The sequence below is a fragment of the Pseudarcicella hirudinis genome (assembly GCF_900115665.1).
GTDB lineage: Bacteria > Bacteroidota > Bacteroidia > Cytophagales > Spirosomataceae > Pseudarcicella > Pseudarcicella hirudinis.
The window spans coordinates 380,632-404,570 of sequence record NZ_FOXH01000005.1; the positions used below are offsets into that span (position 1 = coordinate 380,632).

Here is a 23,939-nt window from a genome sequence, read left to right on the forward strand (position 1 = left end):
TTAAATTTTCCGGTTATAAATATTTTCCAGATATCTTGACTTATAGCCTGCGCCTATTTCATCAAGCGTTACTTTTTTGCCATCTATGTTAACAGACAACATTTTCTTTTTATCAAGTGTGTCGGTAAGCTTAAGAATAGCATTTAATGTTCTGTCATCCTTGATATCAGAAGGCATATCCGGGAAAGACATTTGATAATTCATCGACATACTTTCAACTAACTTTGGTAATCCGGCCTTGATTGTCTTGAAATATTCAAAACCATCAACCAAATCTTTATTTGAAACTCCCCTAAGCTTGTCATTCAAATAAGCCGGAATAATCCTTTCCCCTCTGTCTATAGCCATTATTTCACCTGAAGGTTGATAATAAGCAGGAACATTATCTTTTCCGGTAGGATATCTGTTATCCAAATCTACATACTCAGTTCCTTGGTTAAACCATGCTTCTGTTCTTGGCTTCACTCGCCACCCCTTGCCACCGCTTGGTGCAATAACTAGCCAATCATATACAGGTAGCCTTTGTAAGCCATAGGCAAATTCATCAATCGGCATCTCATGTCCGTCTGCACCTTTCTGCTTCGGTTGAGAAGCTTTAGTTCCTCCCGGTGTAAATGGAGCATTTGGATTTAATTTAAGAACTTCGCCTTCTGTTTCACCAGGGCTATCAGCCAAATATCTTTGCATAGCTGATTTCCCGTCATGTTGCCATAAATCTTTGTAGGCGGCAACGGTCATATCTTCGTAATATTTATTTTGCTTTTCTTCGGTATTCCCGTTGATGTTTCCTTCTTTGGCTGTCAGATAAGCAAGGTATCTTTTTGTCTTTTCACCTTCGCTTAAATTAAACCAATCAGAGGCACGTTCACCACCGGGTCCAACTCCTCCTGATTTTCCGGGATTCACTCCAGCCGACCAATCCCCACTTAATGCAGAATGGTATGAGGTGTCAGAGATATTGGATAATAAAATACCTCCTGCTGTAGCTATAGCAATAGCACCAGCTATAGCAAATGGCAATGTTACAGGGTTAGCATACAAAGGGAGTAAAGCAGCTTCGCCAAGAATCATCTGTTGTATAATCTGAGCTTTAGCCTGAGCTTTATTGATTTCAAATTTTTGCTTTTCAATGGCATCAATTTGCTGTAATTCCTGCTGTTTTAATGCTAACATACTGGAACTATAAGCCGCATCCGCTGCATTCTTATCATTTATACCTTGCTGTGTTATTGCAGTCCTCTGGGCTTCATACTTGGCAGATATTTCAGTTTTTTGCTTCTCGGCTTCTTCATGTATTCTCAATTTTTCATTTTCAGCATCTTGCTGAATCTGTGTTCTTTGAGCTTCGTAATCTCTTTGAAGTTTGGTCTGATCGTCTTCAAATGTTCTTTTCAAGGCAGTACGCTCAGCATCTCCGGATCTCTTAATCTCAGTTTCCTGAGCATCGTATTCATCCTGGGTTATTAGCCCGGATTCAAGTTTTTTCTTGAGATCGGCTAGCTTGTCCTCTTCGGCTTGCTGAGACTTGGTAACATCATCTTCATATTTCCGTTGACGTTCAGTTTGAGTATCATCAAGATTCCGTTTTATGGTATCTAATTGTTCAGCTGATTTTGCTGAAATAATAGCAACCTTTTGATCTTCTAATTTATTCAAGCTATCAAGCTCTGCCTTTTCTATAGCATCTATTGAGTCAATTTTGGCTTTATCTCTTGCCTGTATAGCTGAAATATAATTGTCATAATCTTTCTTTATCAAATCTTCCTGGTAAGAATAAAATTGCTGGATATTTTGCTTTTGCCTTTCCAGTTTATCAAGGTCGGCCTTATACCCGGCATCTATTACAGAAGATACGAGCGAAACAACACCTTGCGTAACAGAAGAAATTACCGATAATGATTTAGTAAGACCTGCTTCTCTTTTTTTGGAGGTCGCTTCTTCGCCGGATATTATACCTGAATTTAGTTCATTTTGGATACTGGCAATTTTGTTGTTATATGTATCCTGAATCTGGAACCTTTGCTGATTGAATTTCTCATACTGAGTTATTAGAGATGAAAAGAAAGAGGCGTAATTTCTTAGCTGATTCGCTCCATATATCAATTCTTCCTCTTTGCTCTGATATTTTTTAAGCAATTCAATCTTTGCTTTTGTGTTGTCGGCAAGCAAATCAACTTGTTGTTTGTAGCTTTCCCGGAAGCTACTAATTGTTGTGTCTAAAAACTTGTCCTGTACCGAGGTCATATTTTTGAAGGTATCAGTAACAGTTTTAAGTGTATCTGAAAGATTCTTCCGTCTTAATGTTTCTTCCTGAGACCAGATTTTTAACAACTCCGTACTTGCCTTCTGGTCTAAAGAACCTTTCGCTTTATAATAATCTGCATCAATCTTTAGCAGTTTAGAGTTAAGGTCCTGATATGCCTTTGAATTGGTACCAAATATTGTAGCGTACAAATCAACCTGCATTCTGAGATATTTCCTTTGTTCATCAAGTCTCTTTACCTCCTGAGCCATCATTTCATCCGATGTTTTCCGGCCGTATTCAAGAACAATTTCAAATTTTTCAGAAGCAGTTTTTGCAGCTGACATTTTTTCAATAACCCGCCTTGCGTCTTCAGCTTTTGCTTGTGCTTCACGAAGGTTTTCAACCAGCTTCGAATTACTTTCTTCGATTTTAAGCAACTCTTTAGCGGTATAATTTCTTGTAATTACTTCAAAGTCGCTATGAGATTTTATCAATTCAATCTCTTTGCCATTCAATATAAAAGCGTTCTGGAACGCATCTTTATCAAGTTTGGTCTTGGCATTTGCCAAATCTTCATAAACCTTTAAAATCAGCTTCTCGGCATCGGCTTTATTCTTGACATTTTTATTAATGTCTGCGATTTCCTGTTTTGCCTGATTGTCAAGTATCTTTTTCTTGTTTGCGACAGTATCGGAAAGTGTTGAAAGTTCAATTTCCTTTACCTCATTGACATTTAGAGCTTTTTTCTCTTTTACTTTGGCATCAAGTGCCTCAAGGTCTTTTCCCAACTGAAGGTTTATAGACTTTATTTTAGCAGCAGCTTGGTCATGAGTCAGATTACTTTCATTAACGGCTTTTATTTCAGCCTCGGCACGCTTCTGCAATTCGTCTTTCTTTGCCTTTGTAATATCTTTGTCGGTCTTGTATGCCAAAGCAGCTAGTTCGTTTTCACTAAGAATTGTTTTGTTCTTAGCTGTTAATCCAAGTTGCTCAATTGCTTTGTCGTACTGTTCTTTTGTAATTAACTTTTGAGCTAATCTCGCTTTCAGGTCATCTAATTCAGATTTGTTGTTCTCTTTCTGGATATTAGAAGCCCTCGTACTTGCTTTCTCAATTTCTGAGTACATCCGCGTAACCTCGGATGTAAGCGCCTGGTAACTTTGTAATTTTTTTGAGTTTGAAGTTAGGGTCATTTGCTCTCCCTGTTCACCGATAACAACCGAACCACGTGGCAAAGACTCTTGAACCTTCTTAATAAACTCAGCATCTGAAATATACTTTTCAGACAATGCCTCATTTTGCTGACGAAGGGCAAGCAAAACTTCATATCTCTTTGTTTCTATCTCTTGCGCTTGCTGTGCAAGGCTTTCCGCTTTGGCTGAGGCGACCGAAAGCCGTATTTTGCGTTCAAATTGTGTATTAACCCCAATCAAGATACCTTCAAGTTGCTTGTTGGTAATCTTTTCAGAATCAATGTTCCCCAACAACGAAGGATATTCTTTCTGAAGGCGTTGAATAGCCGATGTTCTTTCGTCTGTTCCGACTTTTGCATTTATAGCCTGAGACACCAAACTTTTTAGTGCAACTTCTTGCTTTATTATAGCCTGAGTTTCCTGACCGTTAAGGTCAACTACATCGGCAACTGAAGCTTTATAAGCATAATATCCGGCAACCAATGTGCCAAGCGCAACGGCAACCAATGTGAACGGGTTACTGGCAAGTGTTGTATTAAATGTTCTTGCAGCAATTATTGCAGCTTCCTGTTCAGCCGTATAAGCACCAAGCAAGAAAGTTGATGTTGAAGTTGCAAGTATCCATTCACCCTGAATAACCAATCCGGCTTTCTTAACCAAGTTCCAAGCACCCGAAGCAATAGCTGCCGCTTCTTCTGCAAGCTTTGCGCCATTTACGGCAACTTGATAAGTTACAAATGCAGCGGTAGCAGACTTTACAATGTCAATCAACCTGCCTATAGCCGTTTCGGACCCTATTGTAACTTCTATTAATTTGCTTGCGGAGCTTATACCAGACTTTATTGTATTTTCGAAGTAATCACCTATTTTTCCTTTTGCAACAAAAAACTTATCAGCTAAATTTGATTGCGCCCCGCCTAAAGAGTTTGCCTGAATAACCATCTGGTTATAATAAAGCCCCCCTTTTTGCGATGCCTGTAAAATTGCCTGCTCAACATCCTTAAATTTGATTTGATGTGTTTCGGCAAGTGATATTACCTCGTCTTTTGTCTTATTCATAGACTTAGCAAGAAGATCATAAAGCGGTATTCCGTTGTCGGTGAATTGCCTTATCTCCTGAGCCATTAATGTATTTTTATTCTGAACATCAGTCATCGCCTTGGCTATAAGCGGTAGCCGGTCTTTTCCAACAAGTGCCGCCATATTGCCCAATGCCTCCATATAAGGAATGAGGTTATTTGTCTCAACGCCCATCGCTTTAAGCTTTAGAGTTGTTTGAAACAATTCCTCTACCTCAAAAGGAGATTTCAAGGCCATCTGGATCAAGTCGGCATTTATTTTGTCTGTCAACAACTTGTTGTCAACCATGGATAAAAGCGCTTGCTGAAAAACATCTATCTTGGTTTTTGCATCAATCACCTCGTTAGTGAATTGTCGTGCTTGTTGAATGCTGAAGGCTGCTGCTGCCAATTTTGCAAGACCGCTTAATTTGTCTCCCAAAGTATCTACAGATTCTCCGGTTTGGCGAAGCGCAAGAATCCTTTCTTTGGCCGATGTTCTTGCTTCAATAGCTTCTAATGTAGCGGCTTTACGGGCTTCAATAACTTGTTGGTCTGCTAAGGCTTTGGATTCTGCTGAAACCTGAGCGGTTGTTCTGCGTGCCTCCTGGATCTTTTGGTCTGCCAGAACCCTTGCATTAGTTATTTGCGATTGAGTGCTAACAGCAGATTCTTGTGTTATTCTTCTCTGCTCTTCAATCTGAGTCTTTGAACTTAAACGAGCCTGTTCAATCTGCTGAGTAGTTAAAACCCTCGCTTCTTGCGAAGCGGAAAGAGTAGCTTCCTTTTGGGCAGCCCTTAACTTATCGTATGCAGCCTTTTGCTCGTTTATAGCCGCAATTATTTTACCGGAGCTGTCTCTTGTAACCTCAACTTGTAATTTTTGTAGCTCAATAATTTGGCTCAGGTCAACTACAACCGTATTAAGGTTCGATACCGCCTCTATTGTATATCTAGTCTTTTTCTCTGCCACCTCTTCCCTTCTTTTAACTAATGAAATCTGGATAATTACTCTAACTTTTCAGATTGTTTTAACTTTCGCTGCTCTGTTCTTCGCTCGACCTCAGCTCTGATAAATTTGTGGAAATCGTATGCAGGTAGTCGCATAAGTCGTTCCGTTGTTTCAATATCTCCATCCGCAACTTTAAAGAGATAGCTTGTTCTGCTGATATCCCGTAGTATTCGGGCATAGCCAACATCAATTTCGTTTGAAGCATCTCCGCTAGGTTCAGATCCACTATAGAACTCAGGAAAGAGGTGTCTAATAAGGTTGGAAATGCGTTCCATACTACGCCAGCCAGACGCAAAAAAAAATCTGTCAGCTCCGGATATGGTCTCCACGAATCTACCTTTTCCTTATTGATGCTTACATCATTTGTTTCCGGGTCTTCGGCTTCGGTAATAAACCATATTGCAGATACATCCAGAACCATTTCAGCAGCAACTCCAATATTTATCCGGCCTTTAAGGCCTTCTATTTTAAATCCTCCCTGAGTTGCGAGATTTATTATTTGTTCAGGATTAGAAGAGTTGACAATAATTCTTTGAAAGAAACCTGCAAGAATGTTGAGGGAGTTTAAAAGTTCCTCTTTCTTAACAACAAACCGGTTGCTTTCTTCCATCACATCTTGAAATGCGAATAACCGGGATTGGGTAAGCTTTTCGCCTCCATTTTTGAATTGATAATACTTTTTACCCTGATGGATAAAAGGTTGACCAAATTCATCTTGCACAATCTCAAGATTCCCCAATTCAAGATGTTTCTTGAAATTTGGATGAACAAATGACTCCGGAGCATTCTTTGTTTTTTCAGTCTTATTGAAAAATGGTAGTTTCATGTTGATTTTTTATATTCTAATATATCAATTTTGGAATATTGATTTAGCAAAAAAATTATTGAACATAACTTCTGAGCTGAGTTAATAAGTTAAAACTTGCGTAGGTACATTGAGAATTGAATTTTCCATTTTTCAGCCTTGTTAAGTTGGCGTAAACAAATGTTTTCAAGTCTAAAACGGTTACACCTTTATCTAATTCTACCGGAAGAGGGATATAGGAAATATCTAAACCCTCAACCCATTCAATCAGCTCTTGAATTTTTTGTTTTGCTTGTATCTCTGTCATGTTAGTCTAATCTTACAATCATTTTGTATTTTATTGCAAAAGCCCAATCGTTGAAACCGAGGCTTGATGTCCTTGAATCAACAATCCAATACTTTCTTAGCAACTCTTGAGTGCTTGTACTAAAAGATTCTACCTGAGTGTTTTCAATATTTTGAAATACTCTGATTACCTGTTCTTCAAATAGCTTTGTTTTACACACACCTACCAAAATACATGATTTTTCAAGATGAACTCGCTTTTCAGCTTGAAAGTCGGTTTCGTTGTTTGCGATACCTGATTCTATGAGGTGACAAAACTGCAAATCAAAATTATCATCCCTGACAAGCCAGTCACCTGAATCAAGTCTCAGCATATTTTGTTTATCTGCCGAATTCCAAACAAATTTCAATAATCCATTGGCTTGTACATTCCAGGTTGTCGGGTCGCACCCAATAACAGGAAGCCTGTTTATTATTGACTGATTGATTTGAAGTATAATTTGTTCAGTGTTCATGGCAAAATAGTTAAAATGTATCCCTCTAATTCATTTATAGCTTCATCAATCTCAATATCTGAAGGGTCAAATATCTCATCTCCGTAATATGCCTCCTGATATTCCGCAATATCGGCTGTATCGTTTTCGCCAAATCCAACCGTTACCAGTTCATAAGAGTTATCCAGGACCTTATAATCATTAACCAAATCACCCGTTACTGTGAGATTAACTAAATCAGTCCTTAGCCCTAATGCCCTACGCTTCCGGCCGTATGGTGCTGAATAGCGCCCATCCCTTTCAAGTGCATAAGTGTCAAGTTTCAACCCTCCGGTTGATTCCCCCCTATTTTGAATCCGGTCTATAACTTGCCTTACAATAGAATAGCCCGCCAAACCCAAACCTTTTTCAATCTGGCTTGGAACAAATTGAATTGACTGAGTTAAGTCAATTGTTGCAGCGTTATCTATCTTCAATACGTTTATCATACGAATGAACCCATATAATAACCTGCCTGAGTTTCCGGATTAGACTTGATTATCTTTGTGTCTTGAATATTCAAATAGATAGTTGTGATACCTTGGGCAAGTTTTGAATAATATTTTTTCTTCAGGTCCTCAATTTCCATTCTGGTATCATCCCTGTACACCATACCCCTTCCGGCTCGCTTTGAATTCATCAATAGCTCTTTGATAAGAATTGAGCATTTGTAGGAATAAGCATCTGATAGATAATCTACATAGGAAGAAATAATACTGTCTATACTGGCAACTGTACTGAAGCGGACAAATATTCTTTCTTGATCGTACTGGATATTTGACTGAACCTTTTCGGCATCCAATCCAATCTGAGCGCCACCCCATAACGTTTGATTGATTCGCATAAATGGGCTGAATCCAATTATTGGAGCGGCATATATTCCGTTCAAGCTCCATGATTGACAAATCGGAGCAATACCGAAGCCTATGTTTTTGATTGCAACGAAAATGTGAAGCCCTCCAAAGTCGACAAGCTTTTCAAAGGGAATGTCAATTTTGTTAAAACCCTTTCGAACCTCAACGTCTAGTTTTTCATACAAACTTTCGCCTGTAAACAAATCCCAGATTTTGACCTCAGTTGTTGCGGGCGCATCTGAAGCGAAAAGAATTTCTTTGAACTTTAAACCTGTATGAAGATCAAAAGGCATTTGCATTTGCAAGCCTACATAATTTCCTAATTCAGAATAATTTGGAATACTTGCATCCATATTCACATTCTGAGTTGCTATAGTTTCCAAGAAATTAGCCTTTTTCCGCAGTCCGGCAAGAATATCAGACTTCAAGTCTGACAAAGCGACATTTTTTATGTCATCCCAGACTTGCTGAAGTGTTCTACTGTCATCTATTGATCCTGCAATGTCGGATGAGGCGGTATTGATGATTGAATTTATCCGGATATTTCCCGTATCAGGCATTGTGTCTTTCAAAAATACTACGAGGTTAAATGGATTCGTCATGTTCTACCCTTTAAAGTTCTGCCAGCCTTGGCAATCCTGCATTGAATACTGCACTTTGTTAATTGTTTGCATTTATTGTAAGATGAATACAGAAGTAAATCGAACAAATCGGAGCATAAAACATACAAAACCCCAAACACAAACCCAATAATAACACTTGTTCCGCTGTCTAAGTCCATAATTTTATTGTATTATTTTAATTTACTGAATTAATAATCCCGCATTTATTCTAAAAAACATATAAATTTTCTAATATTATATCTAATCTTCTGAGTAAGCATCAAATTGGGTGTTTTGATTGTCGTTAGAAAACTCTTTGGGAACTGAAATATTTTTTTTCACCTCAGTCCAAATGTCATAACAGAAGACCCAAACAAAGTATCTCAAGCAGTCGAGCAAGTGACCTATATCATGTTTATCGCAATAAGGTTTGTCCAAATCTCCATCAGATGAAATTGGCACCCGGTCAACATCAGCCCACAGCTCTACACATGATTCATCAATTACAAAGTTTGAACCGAGTTGTTTTATTATCGCATTGCAGACAAAACGGCTCATTTTGCGCCTTGGGTTGCCCTTTAGCTTGACATAAGTAAGATACCTACATCCGTATCTTTTCAAATAACCGTCAACCAGCCGGAAGGCTTCGGCATTTCCTTTTGTCAAAGCGCTTCTATTGTTTCCGGATGCATCACCCGAATAAAATATTTGATAAAATCTGTACTTGTCTGCCAGAATCTTACAAATAGCTTCCAGGTCTGTATCTTCCGTGCCTCCGATTCTTATTTCTTCGATACATTGCACTTTCCAACCTTCCCTAGTCTGCCACTTTTGCCAAACCAAAACTGAGTTTTTGACGTTAAAGTCAAATGTGAAATAATACCCCGTCCTTTGGTTTATTTCAGCCTTTAAGCCGTTCACTTTCCTTTTTAAATGCAGCAAATAAGGTTTCCCGGCTTTTATTACTCCCCATTCCCCGAACCTGTAAATCCTGTATTGCTGTTCATCAACCGCCTCTTGCGCTTCTAATGCTGCATAGTCATCTTCAGTTGCAAACCGGTTGTCATCAATTGTGAATTTGTGATGTTCTGCACGGTCTGAATAAGCATTAGTATCAAAAAGTAATTTCTTAATCCAATGATGTTCAGAAACCGGGTTAAAGATTACGAAAAACTGTATTCCTGATTTACCTCTAAACCTCCGTTCAAGCTCCATAAAATCAGCCTGAGTAAATGCGTCTGCCTCTTCCAGAACAACCCTAGTTATTCCAACGATTGACTTCATTTTGTCCGGATCATCTAGTCCAGACATTATTATTTTGTTGCCGTTTCTTTTGCAAATAACTTCTCTTTTATCCCCTGAGTAATAAAAATTAAAAAGGTGAGAGGATTTAAATTGCTGAGCTACCAACTTTAAGTTTTCAAATACAGAATTTCTAAGTGTTGAACCCTCTTTTCTGTAAACTATAGCATTGCTCCCGGCTGGTTGTGTCATTATCCAAATCATTAAAGCCTGATAATTAGACCAGCTTTTTGAAGAATTTGAACCTCCGTATATGACAACAAACCTTTTAAAAGCGTTTAATATGACCCAATAAGCTTTATTAAACAGCTTCTTATCAATACTCAGCTTCATATCTATTCGTCAAAACCCGTGTACTCAACAACAATATCAGTGCTGAGATCAATATTTTGCTTATCTGCCAGCCCTAAATCCCTTGCGATAATATTTGCGTTAAAAGCCCCAACCGCTGCACCTTCAAACTTTTGAACATAGACAATTTCCTCTATGCGTGTAATGACTTCCAAAAAATCTTCTGATGCTGAGTCTTTAAAACTATTCCACCAAGAACGAGAAGCATTTACGTATATACATAAACCTGCAATTGTGTAAGGTCGAATTGTTGGAATTGAAATCAATGGATTTAAGGCATCAGTTATATCACTCAACGCATCAGCATTTAACTTTGCATCAATTTTAAGATTAACTTGCCCTTTGCGTTGCTCTTGAACTAAATAAGGGTTATCATCTACAGATTGAAAGTATTCACATGCAGCACCCCAAAGCAATTCAGGATTTTCAAAAAGTTTATCCCTTCCGTGCCTGCTTCTATTCTGCCAAAATTTATTACCCGCTGGAGCTGCCATACCTTTTTCTATTTGTAAGCAAATTACAAAATTCTAATATATCAATTTTGGAATATATTAAAAATATATTTTTTGTACGTCTTCCGGAATCCTTAGAACCTTATTGTTTTAAATCACCTACAAAAAAATAATTGAAAAAACCCGTAAAATATTTGATTAAAGTATTGCATTATTCAAAACTAATGCTTAACTTTGATTCAACAATAAGGGAAACGGTTCTCTTATTTAAACCCCTCCCAACCGAGGTGCTATATCGGAAAGAAAAATGACAACTTTACAAGCAACAATCTTTAACGAAATTACAAAGTTACCAGGCTCTGAATGCGACCTTCTCGATAACCTTTGTGATGAAATTCATGAAGAATATAGAGGAAAAGGATTAGGTAATTTCGCTACAGAGTCATATTTCTCCAATTTCTTAAAAAACTACGATTTTAGTAGTGAACTTGGAGTGCAAATAAAAGAAAAATATCAATAAAAAATCAGGGCGGGTAATACCGCCTTTTTATAAAAATTTAACCTAAAAACAAAAAATAAAAATCATGAAAAATTTAGAAAAAATTTCAGCAGACATGAGATATTCCGGCAAAATTAAAACAAGCTGGTTTAATCCGGTAGTTTCCTTAGGAATTGGGTCAAATATTGAAATACTCAGAGACATTTTCTTTGAAACATCTGATGAAGCTACGGTGGTCAGATTTCTGTTGATTCGGAAGGCGGATATTATCCAAAATATTCAAATGTAGATGTAGGACAATTTTTCAGTTTTACAATCATCTCATTGACTGCATTTTATAGTAACGCAGTCAAATGCAGACTACTGCCCGCAAACGAAGGGCTTAACAGCTCTTCTCAAAAAGTTAATTTAATGGAGATTTAGTATGGAAGAAAAACCTCAATATACCGGCAAGCCACGAGGTGGCGCCGGACGTGGACAGGGTCGTAAACCCCTTTCCTCAAAAGCGACTGGCCGGACTTTCCGCCTTTCCCCTGAAGTTATTGAAATTCTCAGTGAGCAGAAAAACCAGACTGCTTTTGTAGAAATAGCTATAAAGCATTACAATAATTTTATTCTCTCCAAAATTCAAGAGGCTGAAGATTTTTAATAAAAACCTGAAAATATTTGATTAAAGTATTGCATTATTCAAAACTAATGCTTAACTTTGATTCAACAATAAGGGAAACGGTTCTCTTATTAAAACAACAAAGACCATGACAACTTTCTCAAACTCAGCAAATACTAAATTAGCGTCTTCTTCATCAAACCACACATACCAAGGCAATGCTTACGATACAAAATGGTGCAGAGAAAGATGTATAGAATTAGCCGCCAAAGGCATAAATGCCTTTTATAAAAAGGCCATAGAGAATGGCGAAGTGAAATATTATGTTTACTCTTTTTAAGAGCAGTAATCGTACCAGGGCGTTTTCGCCCGGATGAATACAAAAAAACTTAAATCTCCCCATTCGAGGTGCTATATCGATCCATCATGACACAATTAACAATCCGTACATTCCAAAACAACAATATCAAAGTTTATGCAGATAAGTCTGCGAAATATAAAGGGTACATGAGTACCCAGAAAATTAAAAAAATCGTAGAGGATGAAGAGTTTATTTCTACAAAGCCCTACGAATATTGCCCATTAAAATTGAAGGCTGAGTATGAGAGGTATCTCATGAAGTATCTTACCTCACAATCTATAGACAGCTTTTGCTGCGAAATACCATACACTCAGTACAATCTTGAGTGCTTGAAAACTATTAAGATCAATTATCGAATCTCCTCCGTTGAAACCATTCTTTTCAGTATTAACAAAGAATATTGGGAATGTCCGTCTGACGTTAAGTTTGCTAAATTAAAAGCCCGTGAAGTAGGCCTTAACTATTATCAGGCCACCATTAATCATCCGGGGGTAAATCCCTTGGCATTCAAAATATGGGAAGAAATATCATGGAAAAAAAGCGATATAAACCACGGAAAAAGGCGGCCGGATTACCTTTACAAAAAAGGTGTCATTCAAACGGAGGCCGGCAAAGGCTTCGGTGCATGGGACAGCCAATGCGTTTGGGGTGTAAGCCCTAATTTAATTGCGAAAGCGTGGTTTCTTTCAGGGGCAAAAGATTGCCCAAAATTCAGAATAATCTTGAAGCATTTACACATAATCGGCAAAAACCACGGCCGTTATGATAGTGGACTTTTTTTGGATAATATTCGAAAAAATGCGAGTGCAGATGAAACTTATGCCTTCCTGAAAGGCAAGAGGTTTGCACAAAAGTGGCAGCCTAAATCAGAATGTGACATAAATGGTGATTATTTTACACCATCCTTGAAATACAAGGATTATGTTAGATTGGGCAAAGTTTCTTCACTGCCAGTTAGACTGGCTTTAATAACAAACATGAAAACATATGCCGTTGACATGTCTGAAATAAAAGGCTTTGAGTGTACAGCCCATTACGGCATACTCAATTACGAGTATGCCAAAGAAGTCATGGGGATGTCTAAAAAAGAACAGGCTAAACTATTGCCCAATCGGGCAGCTTGGTTTTTATTATATGGACGCTGTCCGTTCGAAGGAAAAAACTCGGAAATTCCAAATCCAAACTTATTATCTATTCATAAAAAAGGTGCTTCAACCTTTATTAAACTTTGTAAGGAATTTGGAAATGACAAATCAATGCTTTTGCCAAATTTCAATCTTGCTACATTATTTGGAAGTGAGAGTGAGATTGCAAAATTTTCTTACATATCTCACGCTCAATATTTTGGCGACAAATTGCCTAAAAGCGGGGATTTACAAAGTCTTGTAAAATATTTCTCCAGCCAAAATTATTCCAGACCTGATATTTATATTCACGATTTAGGCCAATTTAATCTCCCAAAGCAAATTTTCAGCCCCGGCTGGAAGGACTTTGTAATGAAACACCTAGATGCATTGAAATTTTCAGGGAACTGGAACAATATTGAAGACAAATTAGGCCGTTTGCCTAAAAGTATGTCGGAATTAAGGGAAATCGCCAGCCAATTTCATTACGACAATGTCACAAATATCGCATGCGCTCAAGCATGCTTTGAGTTGAGGCTGGATCAAAGTACTTTCGAAAGGTATCAAACGTTGTACAAAAGCACAAAAGTAGCGGAAAGCTGCCCGGATGTACGTATAAATAATAACGATTTTGTATTCAGAAAACTTGAATACAACGACCCCAAAGGCGCTTTATTAGGGCTTTATACAAACTGTTGCCAGCACCTTCACGGTGCAGCTTCAGATTGTGCAAAGCACGGGGTTAGAGACGAAACGTCTGCCTTCTATGTTGTTGAAAAGGCTGGGAAAATAATTGCTCAGTCATGGGCGTGGAGAAGCAAAAAAGGGGACTTAGTTTTTGACTCAATAGAGTCACTCAGCATGGATTATTCGGAGTCAATTGCTTATTTATACAAAGAGGCAAGCAAATTGCTTCTGGGTAAACTTGGCATTAACCGTGTCCTTGTCGGTGATACCGGATACGGAATCACCGGTAGGATTAAAAATTTATTGAATGAGGGGAACGAAACCTTCAATGAAAAAATGGCCTCAGATTGTAGCTATATGGATGGAAACACACAATGGCTACTTTCAGAAAGCAACGAGCCTATTAAAAAAATAAAAGGTTCAGTTTTTAAACCTACAATAAAAAAAGAAGAAATTTCTTTAATACCTTGCAATGAACTATTGCCAGGAAGTGAAGTACTGTGCGAATACTGCGATGCAGAAGTGCATCCAGATTGCGAAATTTGCCCAGTTTGCAATGAAAACATTGCCGAGTGGGTTTAAATAAAAGAATATGAATTATGCCGAACAATTAAAAAAAATTAGAATCCAGAGCGGCATGACCGCTTTGGAGGTTGCTGAAAGGATGGGAAATTCGTTTAATGAAAAAGCCATCCTGGCCATGGAATCCGGGGAAAGAAATCTTGGCATATCAAGCATTGAAAAATATGCAGAAGCTTGCGGATTTCTTATAAAAATAGAGTTTTACCGGTATACTGATGTAAAAGAATAAACAACCTTATTTTTCAATATGAACATTAAGAAAACACATGACTTAAATTTTATCACCATTTCAATAGCCATCAAAATAGGATGGCATAATAATGTAGAAAAAATGGTTAAGATTTTAGGGGAGAAATTCCCCGACTTAGACACGTCCGATATTCTGGATGAAAAGTTTAACGAGTTCTTAGACGGATCCGGAGAGATATTTGTAATAGTTAGAGATGTTAAATTCTCTATGCCTGTACCAAAAGGGCAATGGGCGTTTAACAACCTCAATTAATATCAATAAAATAATATAACCCTTGAAATGATAAGTTTCAGGGGTTTTGATTAATTTCCAAAAACATACCCCCATTTGAAACCCGGGTAGTGCTTATGCGGTTTCAAAACTACCTGCTCTGGAATGTTGGGTAATTCCGGATACTGACCTTTAGTATATTTATCCCATGTGTTACTGTCTTTTACTGCTGGGTATAGATTCTTCAACACCCAGTCTTTAAATTCATCAAGTGTGAATCTCTTCTCTCTAACAGGTATAAAATTACTAAGTGAAGTATATTCTATATGTTTTTGGTAATGGCCTATAGAACACATTCGAACAGGCAATTTCCCATCTCTATACATCTGTTTATATTCTTTGTAATTTGTAGGTTTCAGGTTTTTAAAATTCCATGCTTTAGCTTCTTCAAATGTAAACTTATTGTTTCTTTTTGTATATGTTACGCGTTTTTTGACTGATTTTTTTTTGCCTTCAATATTTGATTTTATTAAACGCAATTCGTAACAACATTGAATACATTTTGAACGATAGGTTTTACCAAATTGTTCGATAGGCTTAATTATTTCACATTTATTACATTTCTTAAGCCCATCTACTATCCGGTTGTATGGCTTTTTTGTCATAAAATTTATTGGTATAGTTAGTTTAAACGTTTGTTAAGAATGTGTAGATATTTCACATACAAAAACCCCTGAAACTTATCATTTCAAGGGCTTTTGGCATCCTAAACGGTTCGATTAAAGTTTTGCTAAAATTTAGCTTAAAAATCAAATTGTTTCAATTCCTAAATGGTTCGATTAACAGTAAATTTAACTCTCAAAATTTAATATCCAAATGTTTTTGAATTCTTTTTTGTCTTCAAATACTCAGAATATTTTTCATAAACCATTTCTCCCTTTTCTTCTCGTTCTTTTAATCGTAAAAGACATTCCTCAACCTCAGGAGAATTTAAAAGTGGCTTTATTATCGGAGCAAATATAGTTATAAAATGCTCTGTAAGATGCCAGCTGGCATACCTTTGGTCTCTTGTTACAGTCAAATAATTGAGGTTTTCCAAGCATTTTCCAAGAATAGTAATATTTCTGGGGCTTATTCCGGTGCAGTAAATTAGATCGGTTACAAATATTTTTTTGTGATTAACTTTCATTAGCACACACAGCAATAACAGCCGGGTAGGGTTACCTATAGCATCGTAAAATTCAGCGTGTGCATTAAGAAGATTCATAGATTTTATTTCTGGGTTTTCCTATTTTTATGATAGGAATAGGGTTAAACAGATTACTAAATATTAGATATTTGGAAATTCAGCCAATACCCTTTTATCTCGTACCCTAACGTACGCATCAAGTTCTTTTTCATTAGTTTGACCCATTGCAGCTATAGCAGCTGTCTTGGTCATGTTGTATTCATTTATTAGGGTATCAGAGAATTTTTTTCTACCTGTGTGATACCACAAATATTTTTGAATACCACACTTTTCAGTTGCAACCCTTAAAAGCATATTCATTTCTTTATTACTTTTTACAGGCAAAACGAAGCTTTTTATTCCTCCATATTTATCCAACAAGTTTCTTGCCTTGGCTATAAGTGGTATAAAAAATGGAGTTTCACTTTTTTGTCTGGGTTTTTTAAGGCATATTCTTCCATCTATCTCAACCACGTCTGAAGGCCCTATAATTTTTATGTCTATGTAAGACAACCCAGTATAACAGCTGAACAAATAGCAGTCAATAACATTCCTAAGCCTTACACTCAACTCAGTATTTTCTAACAAATTCAATTCTTCATTAGAAATATGCGTAGTATCAACAATATTAGGAATGTGAATCTTTACCGGCTCTAAAGGATTTTGCTCCAAATAGTCTTGATCGCAAGCCCATATTAAGCATGTTTTTACAGCCTGGCAAAGCTTTCCGGAATAGACCCTACCTACTGCCTGCTCTTTCTCAGATCTAAATCGGTTTATTACTCCTTTTTTCACTTCGTCAGCAAAAATACCTTCCAAGTTATTTTTTTCGAGATACAAAGAAAATTGATGTAGCCTATCTTTGTAAGAATCGTATGTACTCATGCTCCATCTGCCCTCCCCGGTTACCTTCTTTTTTTTTGCTACCGCTAAAACCTGAGCCAAAAACAAATCTTTTATTTCGCTGAATTTGTAATACGATTTTGTATTACCCAAATAAATAGATTTAATCTCTGAAGCAGTTGCCCTTTTACCTCTACTTTCAAGGTCGAGATAAATAGTATTTAGTTTTGCCGTTATTGCGTCAAGCCTAAGATTGTTGGTCTTAGCACTTTCGGAATTTTTGTTAAACTTTTGTTTGTCCGGGTCCCAGTCTTTCGGATCAGCTTTTATTCTAGTATTCTCCAAATGTATTTTTTCGGAGTTTACTGTTATTCTGCAATTAATCCGGCCAAGGCCTCCCGGCTTTTTACTTTTTCTTAGATAAAACAAAATGGTCATAGTGTTAATCATAATATGTTTTGGCGTGGCAAGGGTGCATTACTACCCCTCTCCAACCTCGCACTTTAGTGTCGCAATTACAGATTAGGGCTCAATCTGATTACGTAGCAAAAGTGTTACCCAAAACATGGAAAGTGTTACCCATTTGTAACCCTTTTCTAATTAATTACCATTTCGTAAGCTTTTTCAAAAAACTGCCATGTAGACGAAAAAAAAGCTTAACTACCTGAGTAATTAAGCTAAAGTAAACATTGCGCAGAGAGAGAGGGATTCGAACCCCCGGACCTTTGACAGTCAACGGTTTTCAAGACCGCCGCAATCGACCACTCTGCCATCTCTCTGTTTTTCTTGTCTTTCAGACTTCCTTTTTGTCTTTTGACACTGCAAAATTAGCAGTCTTATCTTTACGACGCAAGCCCTGATTAGAAAAAAAATAAAAGTTTTCTGCGGCAAAGGCTTTAACTATTTGTAAAACAAGGAAATAAAGTGAGAAAAAAAATGAAAATATTTTCGGAAATCTCTTAATTCACTTCAAAAACAGGGTTTTTAAGCTAAAAACCAATATTCTCATTTTTAATTTCGCTCAAGAAGGTCTGAAATTTCTTCAAGCATCAGATCTCCATGATTTTGATGAGAAAGCCAATGGATCTTTAGTCCGTCTTTTTCCATTTTCCTGAAATATGTCATCTGCCGCTTGGCAAATTGATGAATCGCTACCTTCAACCTTTCAACCATTGTCGGATAATCAAGTACTCCCTGAAGATACTGTGTAATGAATTTATACTCCAGACCATAGAATATCAGTTTTTCTGCTGTAACACCTGCATCCAGAAGTTTTTCTACTTCTTCTATCATTCCGTTTTGTAAACGCTGATGCAAGCGCCGGGTAATTCTTTCTCGCCGGATTTCAACATCAGGATTGAGTCCGAAAATAATGCTTTGCGGGGTTTCAGGTGTTTTTAATGAAAAATCAGGATTTCTTTCCAAAAATACCGCAATCTCCACCGCTCTTTGTAAACGCTTTCTGGTTGAAATATCTGCCAGATCCGTATAATCCGATTTTTTATGCTGAAACAGTTCCGTCAGCTGAGTTTCTGTCATTAAAGACAATTCTTCCCGCAAACTTTCATCAACCGGAACAGAAGTAAATTCATAGCCTTTCAGCACTGCTTCAAGGTACATTCCTGAACCTCCGCATAAAACAGGAACCTTATTTCTTGCTATAATATCCTGAAAAGCCGCTTGAAAGTCCTGCTGAAATCTGAAAATATGGTAGGACTCTCCTGCTTCAACTATATCAATAAGGTGATAAGGAATCTGTTTACCATCAAAAACATACTCTTCAAGGTCTTTTCCGGTGCCAAGATCCATGCCCTTATAAACCTGTCTGGAATCAGCACTGATGATCTCCCCTCCCAGTCTTTCAGCTAACCTTACTGCCAAATGCGTTTTTCCGCTGGCTGTCGGCCCGAGTATGGTAATTAATTTCTTATTCATGCCTAAAAACCTTCCTGTACTTTATGCTCCCTGCATTCCATACTTTCAATAAATTATGTTCATTTTCTGCTTTTTTATCAGCTGAGGATACTCTCTGAAACGTATTTTTATCAAGCAGATAACATTGCGGTGGCAACATATCCGTTTTTTCAAAGCCCAGCATTTCATAACTCCTTCCATCCGACCAATCCCGGTCAGCATACGTCATAACGTCATCAGGTTTTTGTTCCTCTGCAAATGCCTTCAGCAGTTTGTCAAATCCTCCGATTACTACAAAGCCTTTCAAACCGGCAAAACGCAGCAGCTCATATGAGCGGGTATCTTTTCTTTCTCCCCATTTCATGGTTCTTCCGCTGCTGAAAGTAGCAGCCGCAACCAGCAAATCATCTTCTCCACTGGCTTCCGGCACATATTTGGCGACATACTGCTTTTTCAGAAACAGGCCGTATTTAAACTTGGATTTAACACTTCCCTGCAAATGATTTTCCTGCAAAAACATTTCAGAATGCAATTTATCAATCCGTTTTACATAACAATGACGGGCATTAATTTTTCTGAACTTTCCGAAACTTACTTCCAGACGGGATTTAACCAATTCCTTCCGGTTTTTCCAGACATCCTCCCAAAGGTGAATCATTTTATATCCAAGTGCCTGATAATGTGCAGAAAGTTCCTGAAATGAGAGCTTGTTATCTTGCTGAATATTTTCGAACCTCTGGATATCAATCAGATGTAAGGCTATCAGCTTTTCAGGAAACAACAATATTAAAAAATCGTTTTCGGGAAAATGTTTACTTTTTTCCTCAGATTCAATGAGCAAATCTTCGTTAAGCCAATTCACTATTTCATTTTCAAATTCACTCATGCTGTTAAAATAAACTTTTTGATTCCGGGCTTTTCTGAAAAACGTTTTGAATTTCTTTTCAAATTTTCATTAACTTAGGTCAAATATTACACCTGTTTATTCTGTGAAAACGCACCATTTACCTTTCAAAATCTTACATTTTTCAATGAAAAATATCTTTTTCAAATTTCCATTTCATTTTGATGAAACAAAGTTAGCTGAAGATTTAAGCAAATGTCTGAAAATTCAGTGGCCTGAACATTTTAATCAGCAGGATTTTGAGGGCAGCTGGACCAGTATTTCACTCCGGTCTGCTTCCGGCAGAGAGAGTGACATCAGTGCTCATTATACAGAACAAGCTTATATTAACACACCTGTCTTGCAGGAATGCCATTATTTCAGAGAGATTATTGAGTCTTTTCAATGTGAAAAAGAAGCGGTACGGCTGCTGTCACTGGCAGCGGGAAGTGTTATTAAGGAACATACGGATGCTCATGCAGGATATGAATTTGGTTTTTTCAGAATCCATATTCCTATCCAGACTGTTCCAGATGTTTCATTTAAAGTCGGCGGGTATGAACTCCCTATGAAAAGCGGAGAGTGCTGGTATGCGGATTTTCACCTGCCTCACAGTGTTGAAAACAGAAGTAAAACCAACAGGGTGCATCTTATCATGGATTGCAAAAGAAATGAGTGGTCAGATGAATTATTCGGGAAAGCTGGTTATGACTTTGAGGAAGAAAGGAAAAAGAACGAAATTCCGGCAGAAACCAAATTGCAAATGATTGAAGAATTATCCGGAATTGATACCGAAGGTGCCAGAAACCTTATTGCTCAATTGAAGAAAGAAATAGCCCAAACTTCCTGAAAAATGTATTCCAAACCCGATACCCATCCTTTACTCAACTGGATTCCATACCGGTTTGATAACAGCTCTGAAAAATTATCAATCAGGTGGCTCTATACCGAAAATATCAGCTTTACAGATCCGTTTTTTGATGAAACGACCTTAAAATGCCTCGCTCTTGCTAATAATTCCAGAATATATACTACAATTTCAAATGCAGCATTACTGACAGAAGCCGCTAAAGAAATAGAACACCTTGAACCGGATGTTTTTATTTTCCACGTATCAAGATGTGGCTCAACACTCATTTCCCAGCTTTTAGGTTTAAATGAAGCCCATATTTCACTGGCAGAAGTTCCTTTTTTCGATGATATCTTAAGAAATCAGCAGCTTTCAGCCCCACAAAAAGAAGAATTGCTGAGTGCTGCCATCAAATTAATGGGACAGAAAAGAAATGGTCAGGAGAAATCTCTGTTTATCAAACTCGACAGCTGGCATATCTTTTTCTATGAGATTTTCCGTAAACTCTATCCTGAAACGCCTTTTGTTCTGTTATTCAGATCTCCGTTTGAGGTTTTGCAATCGCATATCAAACAACCCGGAATGCAGGCTGTGCAGCATGTAATTGAGCCGGAATTGTTCGGATTTGAGCCGGAACATATCTCTGCCATGCCAATGGATCAATATACAGGATTGGTTTTAGAGCGGTATTTTCAGGTTTACCAGGATATTATTGAAAAAGATCCTAATGTTCTTCTGCTCAATTATCATGACGGAATTATGAATATTATCAGGGAAACAGCTCTTTTTGCCAACCTGACATTTGAGGAAAATGAACTGGAGGAAATGGAAAAAAGAAGTAGTTTTCATTCCAAATTCCCCGACCAGCCTTTTTCAGAAAAAATGCCGGCACCTCAGATTCCTTCATGGCTTCAAACGACTATGAATTTGTTTGAAGAATTGAAAAAACAGCAAAAAGACCTTGAAATCGCTAAAGATTAAGTATAAAGTTGATCAGTTTTTGGGAAGATTCTTCAATATTTTCAAGATGGGAGTGAATAATCAGATCAGGGTTCGGAGGAATTTCATAAGTATCTCCGATTCCTGTGAGGTTATGCAGTTTTTCCGGATGACCTTCCGGCAAAGCTGCACGTCTGTAAAGGCCCTTGGTATCTCTTTCCTGCAAAGTCTCTAATTCACAATTTATCCAGACGGTTTTCGCCTGGTATTTTTCCCGCATTTCCTCCCGGACTTTATCATAAGGATTAATTGCAGCAACAATAACAATAATTCCGTGATTCGAAAGCAGGCTGGCTACAAATGATAATCTTCTGATATTTTCATGACGATCTTCTTTAGAAAATCCTAAATCCTTACATAAAGTCTGCCGGAATACGTCTCCGTCAATGACTTCAACCTGATGCCCTTTTTGGGTAAGCGCTTTTTTTACCTGATTGGCTAAAGTACTTTTTCCTGCTCCTGAAAGACCCGTGAACTGAATAAATGGCATAATTTTAAGAATAATTTCAACTTTATGGATTAATAATAAGTTTTCAAAGATACATTCTTTCGAAAAATGATTTGTACTGATTTTTCAGATTATTGCTTCGGGCGGATAATTCATCATTGAAATTTCAGAGGTCAGGAGTATCTTGCCTCAAAATTATTCTTTTTATATTTTAATACTTTATCCGTTTTTAAAAAACTAATGATTGCAGAAGCCTCGTTTCTGTTATCAGAACCCAATAAAATGAATCGCAGAACCTTTTTAGGCCATACCGCTATCAGTAGCCTGGGATTACTGGCCGCTACCTCTTCTGACATCCTGGCAGTAAATTCCTCCCCTGCATTTCCAACAGTCCGTATTCCGGCTGATCAGAGAAAATTCAAAAGTCCGGCTGTAGAAGCAACTATTGAAAGGATGAAGAAAGTGATCAAAGACCAGGAACTTGCCTGGATGTTTGAAAACTGTTTTCCGAATACAATTGATACCACTGTCAATTTCAGTACCCTCAATGGTAAACCTGATACCTTTGTGATCACCGGAGATATTTTTGCCATGTGGCTTCGGGATAGCACTGCCCAGGTCTGGCCTTATTTACCTTTGATGAAGGAAGATCAGACTTTACAGCAGATGGTGGCAGGACTTATTAATCGTCAGACACATTGCATTCTGATTGATCCATATGCCAATGCTTTTTATGATAAACCAGGTCATAGCGAATGGTATAAGGATATCACTGATATGAAACCTGAATTGCATGAGCGTAAATGGGAGCTTGACTCTCTTTGCTATACGATCAGGCTTGCTTATCATTACTGGAAAAAAACCGGCGATAATAGCCCTTTTGGAGAAGACTGGGCTAAAGCTTCTAAACTGATTCTCAAAACCTGCCGTGAGCAGCAAAGAAAAAACGGAAATGGTCCATATCATTTCGGCAGAGAAACAGCCTGGTCAACAGATACTGTTCCGGGTAACGGATACGGAAATCCTGCCAGACCTGTAGGACTGATTTACAGCACATTCCGTCCTTCAGATGATGCCACAATTTATCCGTTATTTATTCCGTCCAATTTCTTCGCTGTTACATCGTTCCGTCAGCTGGCAGAAATGTCAGAAAGTATTCTTAAGGATAAATCTTTTGCCGGAGAATGCAGAGCACTGGCATTGGAAGTAGAAAATGCCCTGAAAAAATATGCGGTTTATAATCATCCGAAATACGGAAAAATTTACGCTTTTGAAGTAGATGGATTCGGAAATCACTTATTAATGGATGACGCCGGTATTCCAAGTTTATTAGGCTTACCTTACTTGGGATGTTGCTCAACACAAGATCCTGTCTATCAGAATACCAGACGTTTCGCCTTAAGTGAAGATAATCCTTATTTCTTTAAAGGAAAAGCAGGAGAAGGTCTCGGTAGTCCACATACCCTGGTAAATCAGATCTGGCCGATGGGAATTTTGTCGAGAGCGCTGACATCTGTCAGTGATGCAGAGATTCTGGCTCAATTGAAATTATTGAAAGCTACTCATGCCAGTACAGGTTTCATTCATGAGTCGTTCGACAAAGACAATCCTGAGAAATTCACCCGTAAATGGTTTGCCTGGGTAAATACCTTGTTTGGAGAGTGTATTCTGAAAATTGAAAAAGAACGCCCTCATTTATTGGCCAAAGTGTTATAGAAGCCGGGCTACAAGACAAAAGAAGGAAGAGAAATTTTATTTTTTT

The 23,939-nt window shown here is 37.7% G+C and carries 24 protein-coding genes and 1 tRNA gene; 10 read left to right on the forward strand and 15 right to left on the reverse strand.

Annotated elements, in window-relative coordinates; all coding sequences use genetic code 11:
• From BM179_RS11640 to BM179_RS11675, 8 genes are all read right to left on the reverse strand, one after another.
• Positions 1-5,469, reverse strand: a complete 5,469-nt coding sequence (locus tag BM179_RS11640; RefSeq protein WP_092016941.1) for a tape measure protein — start codon at positions 5,467-5,469, stop codon at positions 1-3.
• A gap of 58 nt (positions 5,470-5,527) precedes the next feature.
• Positions 5,528-6,334 (reverse strand): hypothetical protein, encoded by an 807-nt coding sequence (locus BM179_RS11645; RefSeq protein WP_092016943.1) that lies wholly within the window; start codon positions 6,332-6,334, stop codon positions 5,528-5,530.
• Positions 6,335-6,389: 55 nt separating this feature from the next.
• Entirely contained in the window at positions 6,390-6,620 is a 231-nt protein-coding gene (locus BM179_RS11650; RefSeq protein ID WP_092016945.1) for a DUF6965 family protein, read from the reverse strand.
• A 1-nt stretch (position 6,621) separates the two neighbouring features.
• On the reverse strand, positions 6,622-7,113 hold the full coding sequence (locus BM179_RS11655; RefSeq protein WP_092016947.1) for a hypothetical protein: 492 nt from the start codon (positions 7,111-7,113) through the stop codon (positions 6,622-6,624).
• The gene (locus tag BM179_RS11660; RefSeq protein ID WP_092016949.1) at positions 7,110-7,580 is read right to left on the reverse strand and encodes a hypothetical protein; all 471 of its coding nucleotides are present in this window, start codon (positions 7,578-7,580) and stop codon (positions 7,110-7,112) included. The genes BM179_RS11655 and BM179_RS11660 overlap by 4 nt, the downstream gene beginning before the upstream one ends.
• Positions 7,577-8,587 (reverse strand): hypothetical protein, encoded by a 1,011-nt coding sequence (locus tag BM179_RS11665; RefSeq protein WP_143095210.1) that lies wholly within the window; start codon positions 8,585-8,587, stop codon positions 7,577-7,579. Before BM179_RS11665 ends, BM179_RS11660 begins: the two co-directional genes overlap by 4 nt.
• Before the next feature lie 261 nt (positions 8,588-8,848).
• Complete coding sequence (locus tag BM179_RS11670) at positions 8,849-10,222, reverse strand: PBSX family phage terminase large subunit (protein ID WP_092016953.1); 1,374 nt, start codon at positions 10,220-10,222, stop codon at positions 8,849-8,851.
• A 2-nt stretch (positions 10,223-10,224) separates the two neighbouring features.
• On the reverse strand, positions 10,225-10,734 hold the full coding sequence (locus BM179_RS11675; protein ID WP_092016955.1) for a DNA-packaging protein: 510 nt from the start codon (positions 10,732-10,734) through the stop codon (positions 10,225-10,227).
• Between the two features lie 265 nt (positions 10,735-10,999).
• Here BM179_RS11675 and BM179_RS25055 point away from each other — a divergent pair, with 265 nt between their 5' ends.
• The 7 genes from BM179_RS25055 (at position 11,000) to BM179_RS11700 (ending at position 15,054) form a co-directional block, all read left to right on the forward strand.
• Complete coding sequence (locus BM179_RS25055) at positions 11,000-11,212, forward strand: hypothetical protein (protein WP_143095211.1); 213 nt, start codon at positions 11,000-11,002, stop codon at positions 11,210-11,212.
• 64 nt (positions 11,213-11,276) lie between these two features.
• Positions 11,277-11,480, forward strand: coding sequence for a hypothetical protein (locus tag BM179_RS11680; RefSeq protein ID WP_092016957.1), 204 nt, complete (start codon positions 11,277-11,279; stop codon positions 11,478-11,480).
• Positions 11,481-11,615: 135 nt separating this feature from the next.
• Entirely contained in the window at positions 11,616-11,840 is a 225-nt protein-coding gene (locus BM179_RS11685; protein WP_092016959.1) for a hypothetical protein, read from the forward strand.
• Between the two features lie 106 nt (positions 11,841-11,946).
• Positions 11,947-12,138 (forward strand): hypothetical protein, encoded by a 192-nt coding sequence (locus tag BM179_RS25060; RefSeq protein ID WP_143095212.1) that lies wholly within the window; start codon positions 11,947-11,949, stop codon positions 12,136-12,138.
• A gap of 86 nt (positions 12,139-12,224) precedes the next feature.
• A complete protein-coding gene (locus BM179_RS11690; RefSeq protein WP_092016961.1) occupies positions 12,225-14,552 on the forward strand; it encodes a hypothetical protein in 2,328 nt (775 codons plus the stop codon).
• Between the two features lie 10 nt (positions 14,553-14,562).
• Positions 14,563-14,781 carry a helix-turn-helix domain-containing protein gene (locus tag BM179_RS11695; RefSeq protein WP_092016963.1) on the forward strand — a complete coding sequence of 73 codons (219 nt, stop codon included), beginning with the start codon at positions 14,563-14,565 and terminating at the stop codon, positions 14,779-14,781.
• Between the two features lie 18 nt (positions 14,782-14,799).
• Entirely contained in the window at positions 14,800-15,054 is a 255-nt protein-coding gene (locus BM179_RS11700) for a hypothetical protein (RefSeq protein WP_092016965.1), read from the forward strand.
• A gap of 50 nt (positions 15,055-15,104) precedes the next feature.
• Here the strand turns inward: BM179_RS11700 and BM179_RS11705 are convergent, their stop codons facing one another.
• From BM179_RS11705 to BM179_RS11730, 6 genes are all read right to left on the reverse strand, one after another.
• Complete coding sequence (locus BM179_RS11705; RefSeq protein WP_092016967.1) at positions 15,105-15,677, reverse strand: hypothetical protein; 573 nt, start codon at positions 15,675-15,677, stop codon at positions 15,105-15,107.
• Between the two features lie 200 nt (positions 15,678-15,877).
• Positions 15,878-16,279 (reverse strand): hypothetical protein, encoded by a 402-nt coding sequence (locus tag BM179_RS11710; RefSeq protein WP_143095213.1) that lies wholly within the window; start codon positions 16,277-16,279, stop codon positions 15,878-15,880.
• A 63-nt stretch (positions 16,280-16,342) separates the two neighbouring features.
• Entirely contained in the window at positions 16,343-17,533 is a 1,191-nt protein-coding gene (locus BM179_RS11715; protein ID WP_092016971.1) for a site-specific integrase, read from the reverse strand.
• 244 nt (positions 17,534-17,777) lie between these two features.
• Positions 17,778-17,862 (reverse strand) — tRNA-Ser (locus BM179_RS11720).
• 232 nt (positions 17,863-18,094) lie between these two features.
• On the reverse strand, positions 18,095-19,018 hold the full coding sequence (gene miaA, locus BM179_RS11725) for a tRNA (adenosine(37)-N6)-dimethylallyltransferase MiaA (protein WP_092016973.1): 924 nt from the start codon (positions 19,016-19,018) through the stop codon (positions 18,095-18,097).
• Positions 19,011-19,883 carry a hypothetical protein gene (locus tag BM179_RS11730; RefSeq protein ID WP_092016975.1) on the reverse strand — a complete coding sequence of 291 codons (873 nt, stop codon included), beginning with the start codon at positions 19,881-19,883 and terminating at the stop codon, positions 19,011-19,013. Before BM179_RS11730 ends, miaA begins: the two co-directional genes overlap by 8 nt.
• Positions 19,884-20,028: 145 nt before the next feature.
• Between BM179_RS11730 and BM179_RS11735 the strand changes: the two genes are divergently transcribed.
• Together BM179_RS11735 and BM179_RS11740 are read left to right on the forward strand one after the other, a co-directional pair.
• On the forward strand, positions 20,029-20,730 hold the full coding sequence (locus BM179_RS11735) for an aspartyl/asparaginyl beta-hydroxylase domain-containing protein (protein WP_092016977.1): 702 nt from the start codon (positions 20,029-20,031) through the stop codon (positions 20,728-20,730).
• 3 nt (positions 20,731-20,733) lie between these two features.
• Positions 20,734-21,711, forward strand: coding sequence for a sulfotransferase domain-containing protein (locus BM179_RS11740; protein ID WP_092016980.1), 978 nt, complete (start codon positions 20,734-20,736; stop codon positions 21,709-21,711).
• Here the strand turns inward: BM179_RS11740 and cysC are convergent.
• Complete coding sequence (gene cysC / locus BM179_RS11745) at positions 21,701-22,219, reverse strand: adenylyl-sulfate kinase (protein WP_092016983.1); 519 nt, start codon at positions 22,217-22,219, stop codon at positions 21,701-21,703. The two genes, BM179_RS11740 and cysC, sit on opposite strands and share 11 nt — an antisense overlap.
• A 240-nt stretch (positions 22,220-22,459) precedes the next feature.
• Between cysC and BM179_RS11750 the strand changes: the two genes are divergently transcribed.
• A complete protein-coding gene (locus BM179_RS11750; protein ID WP_092017063.1) occupies positions 22,460-23,893 on the forward strand; it encodes a glycoside hydrolase family 125 protein in 1,434 nt (477 codons plus the stop codon).
• Positions 23,894-23,939 lie beyond the last annotated feature (46 nt).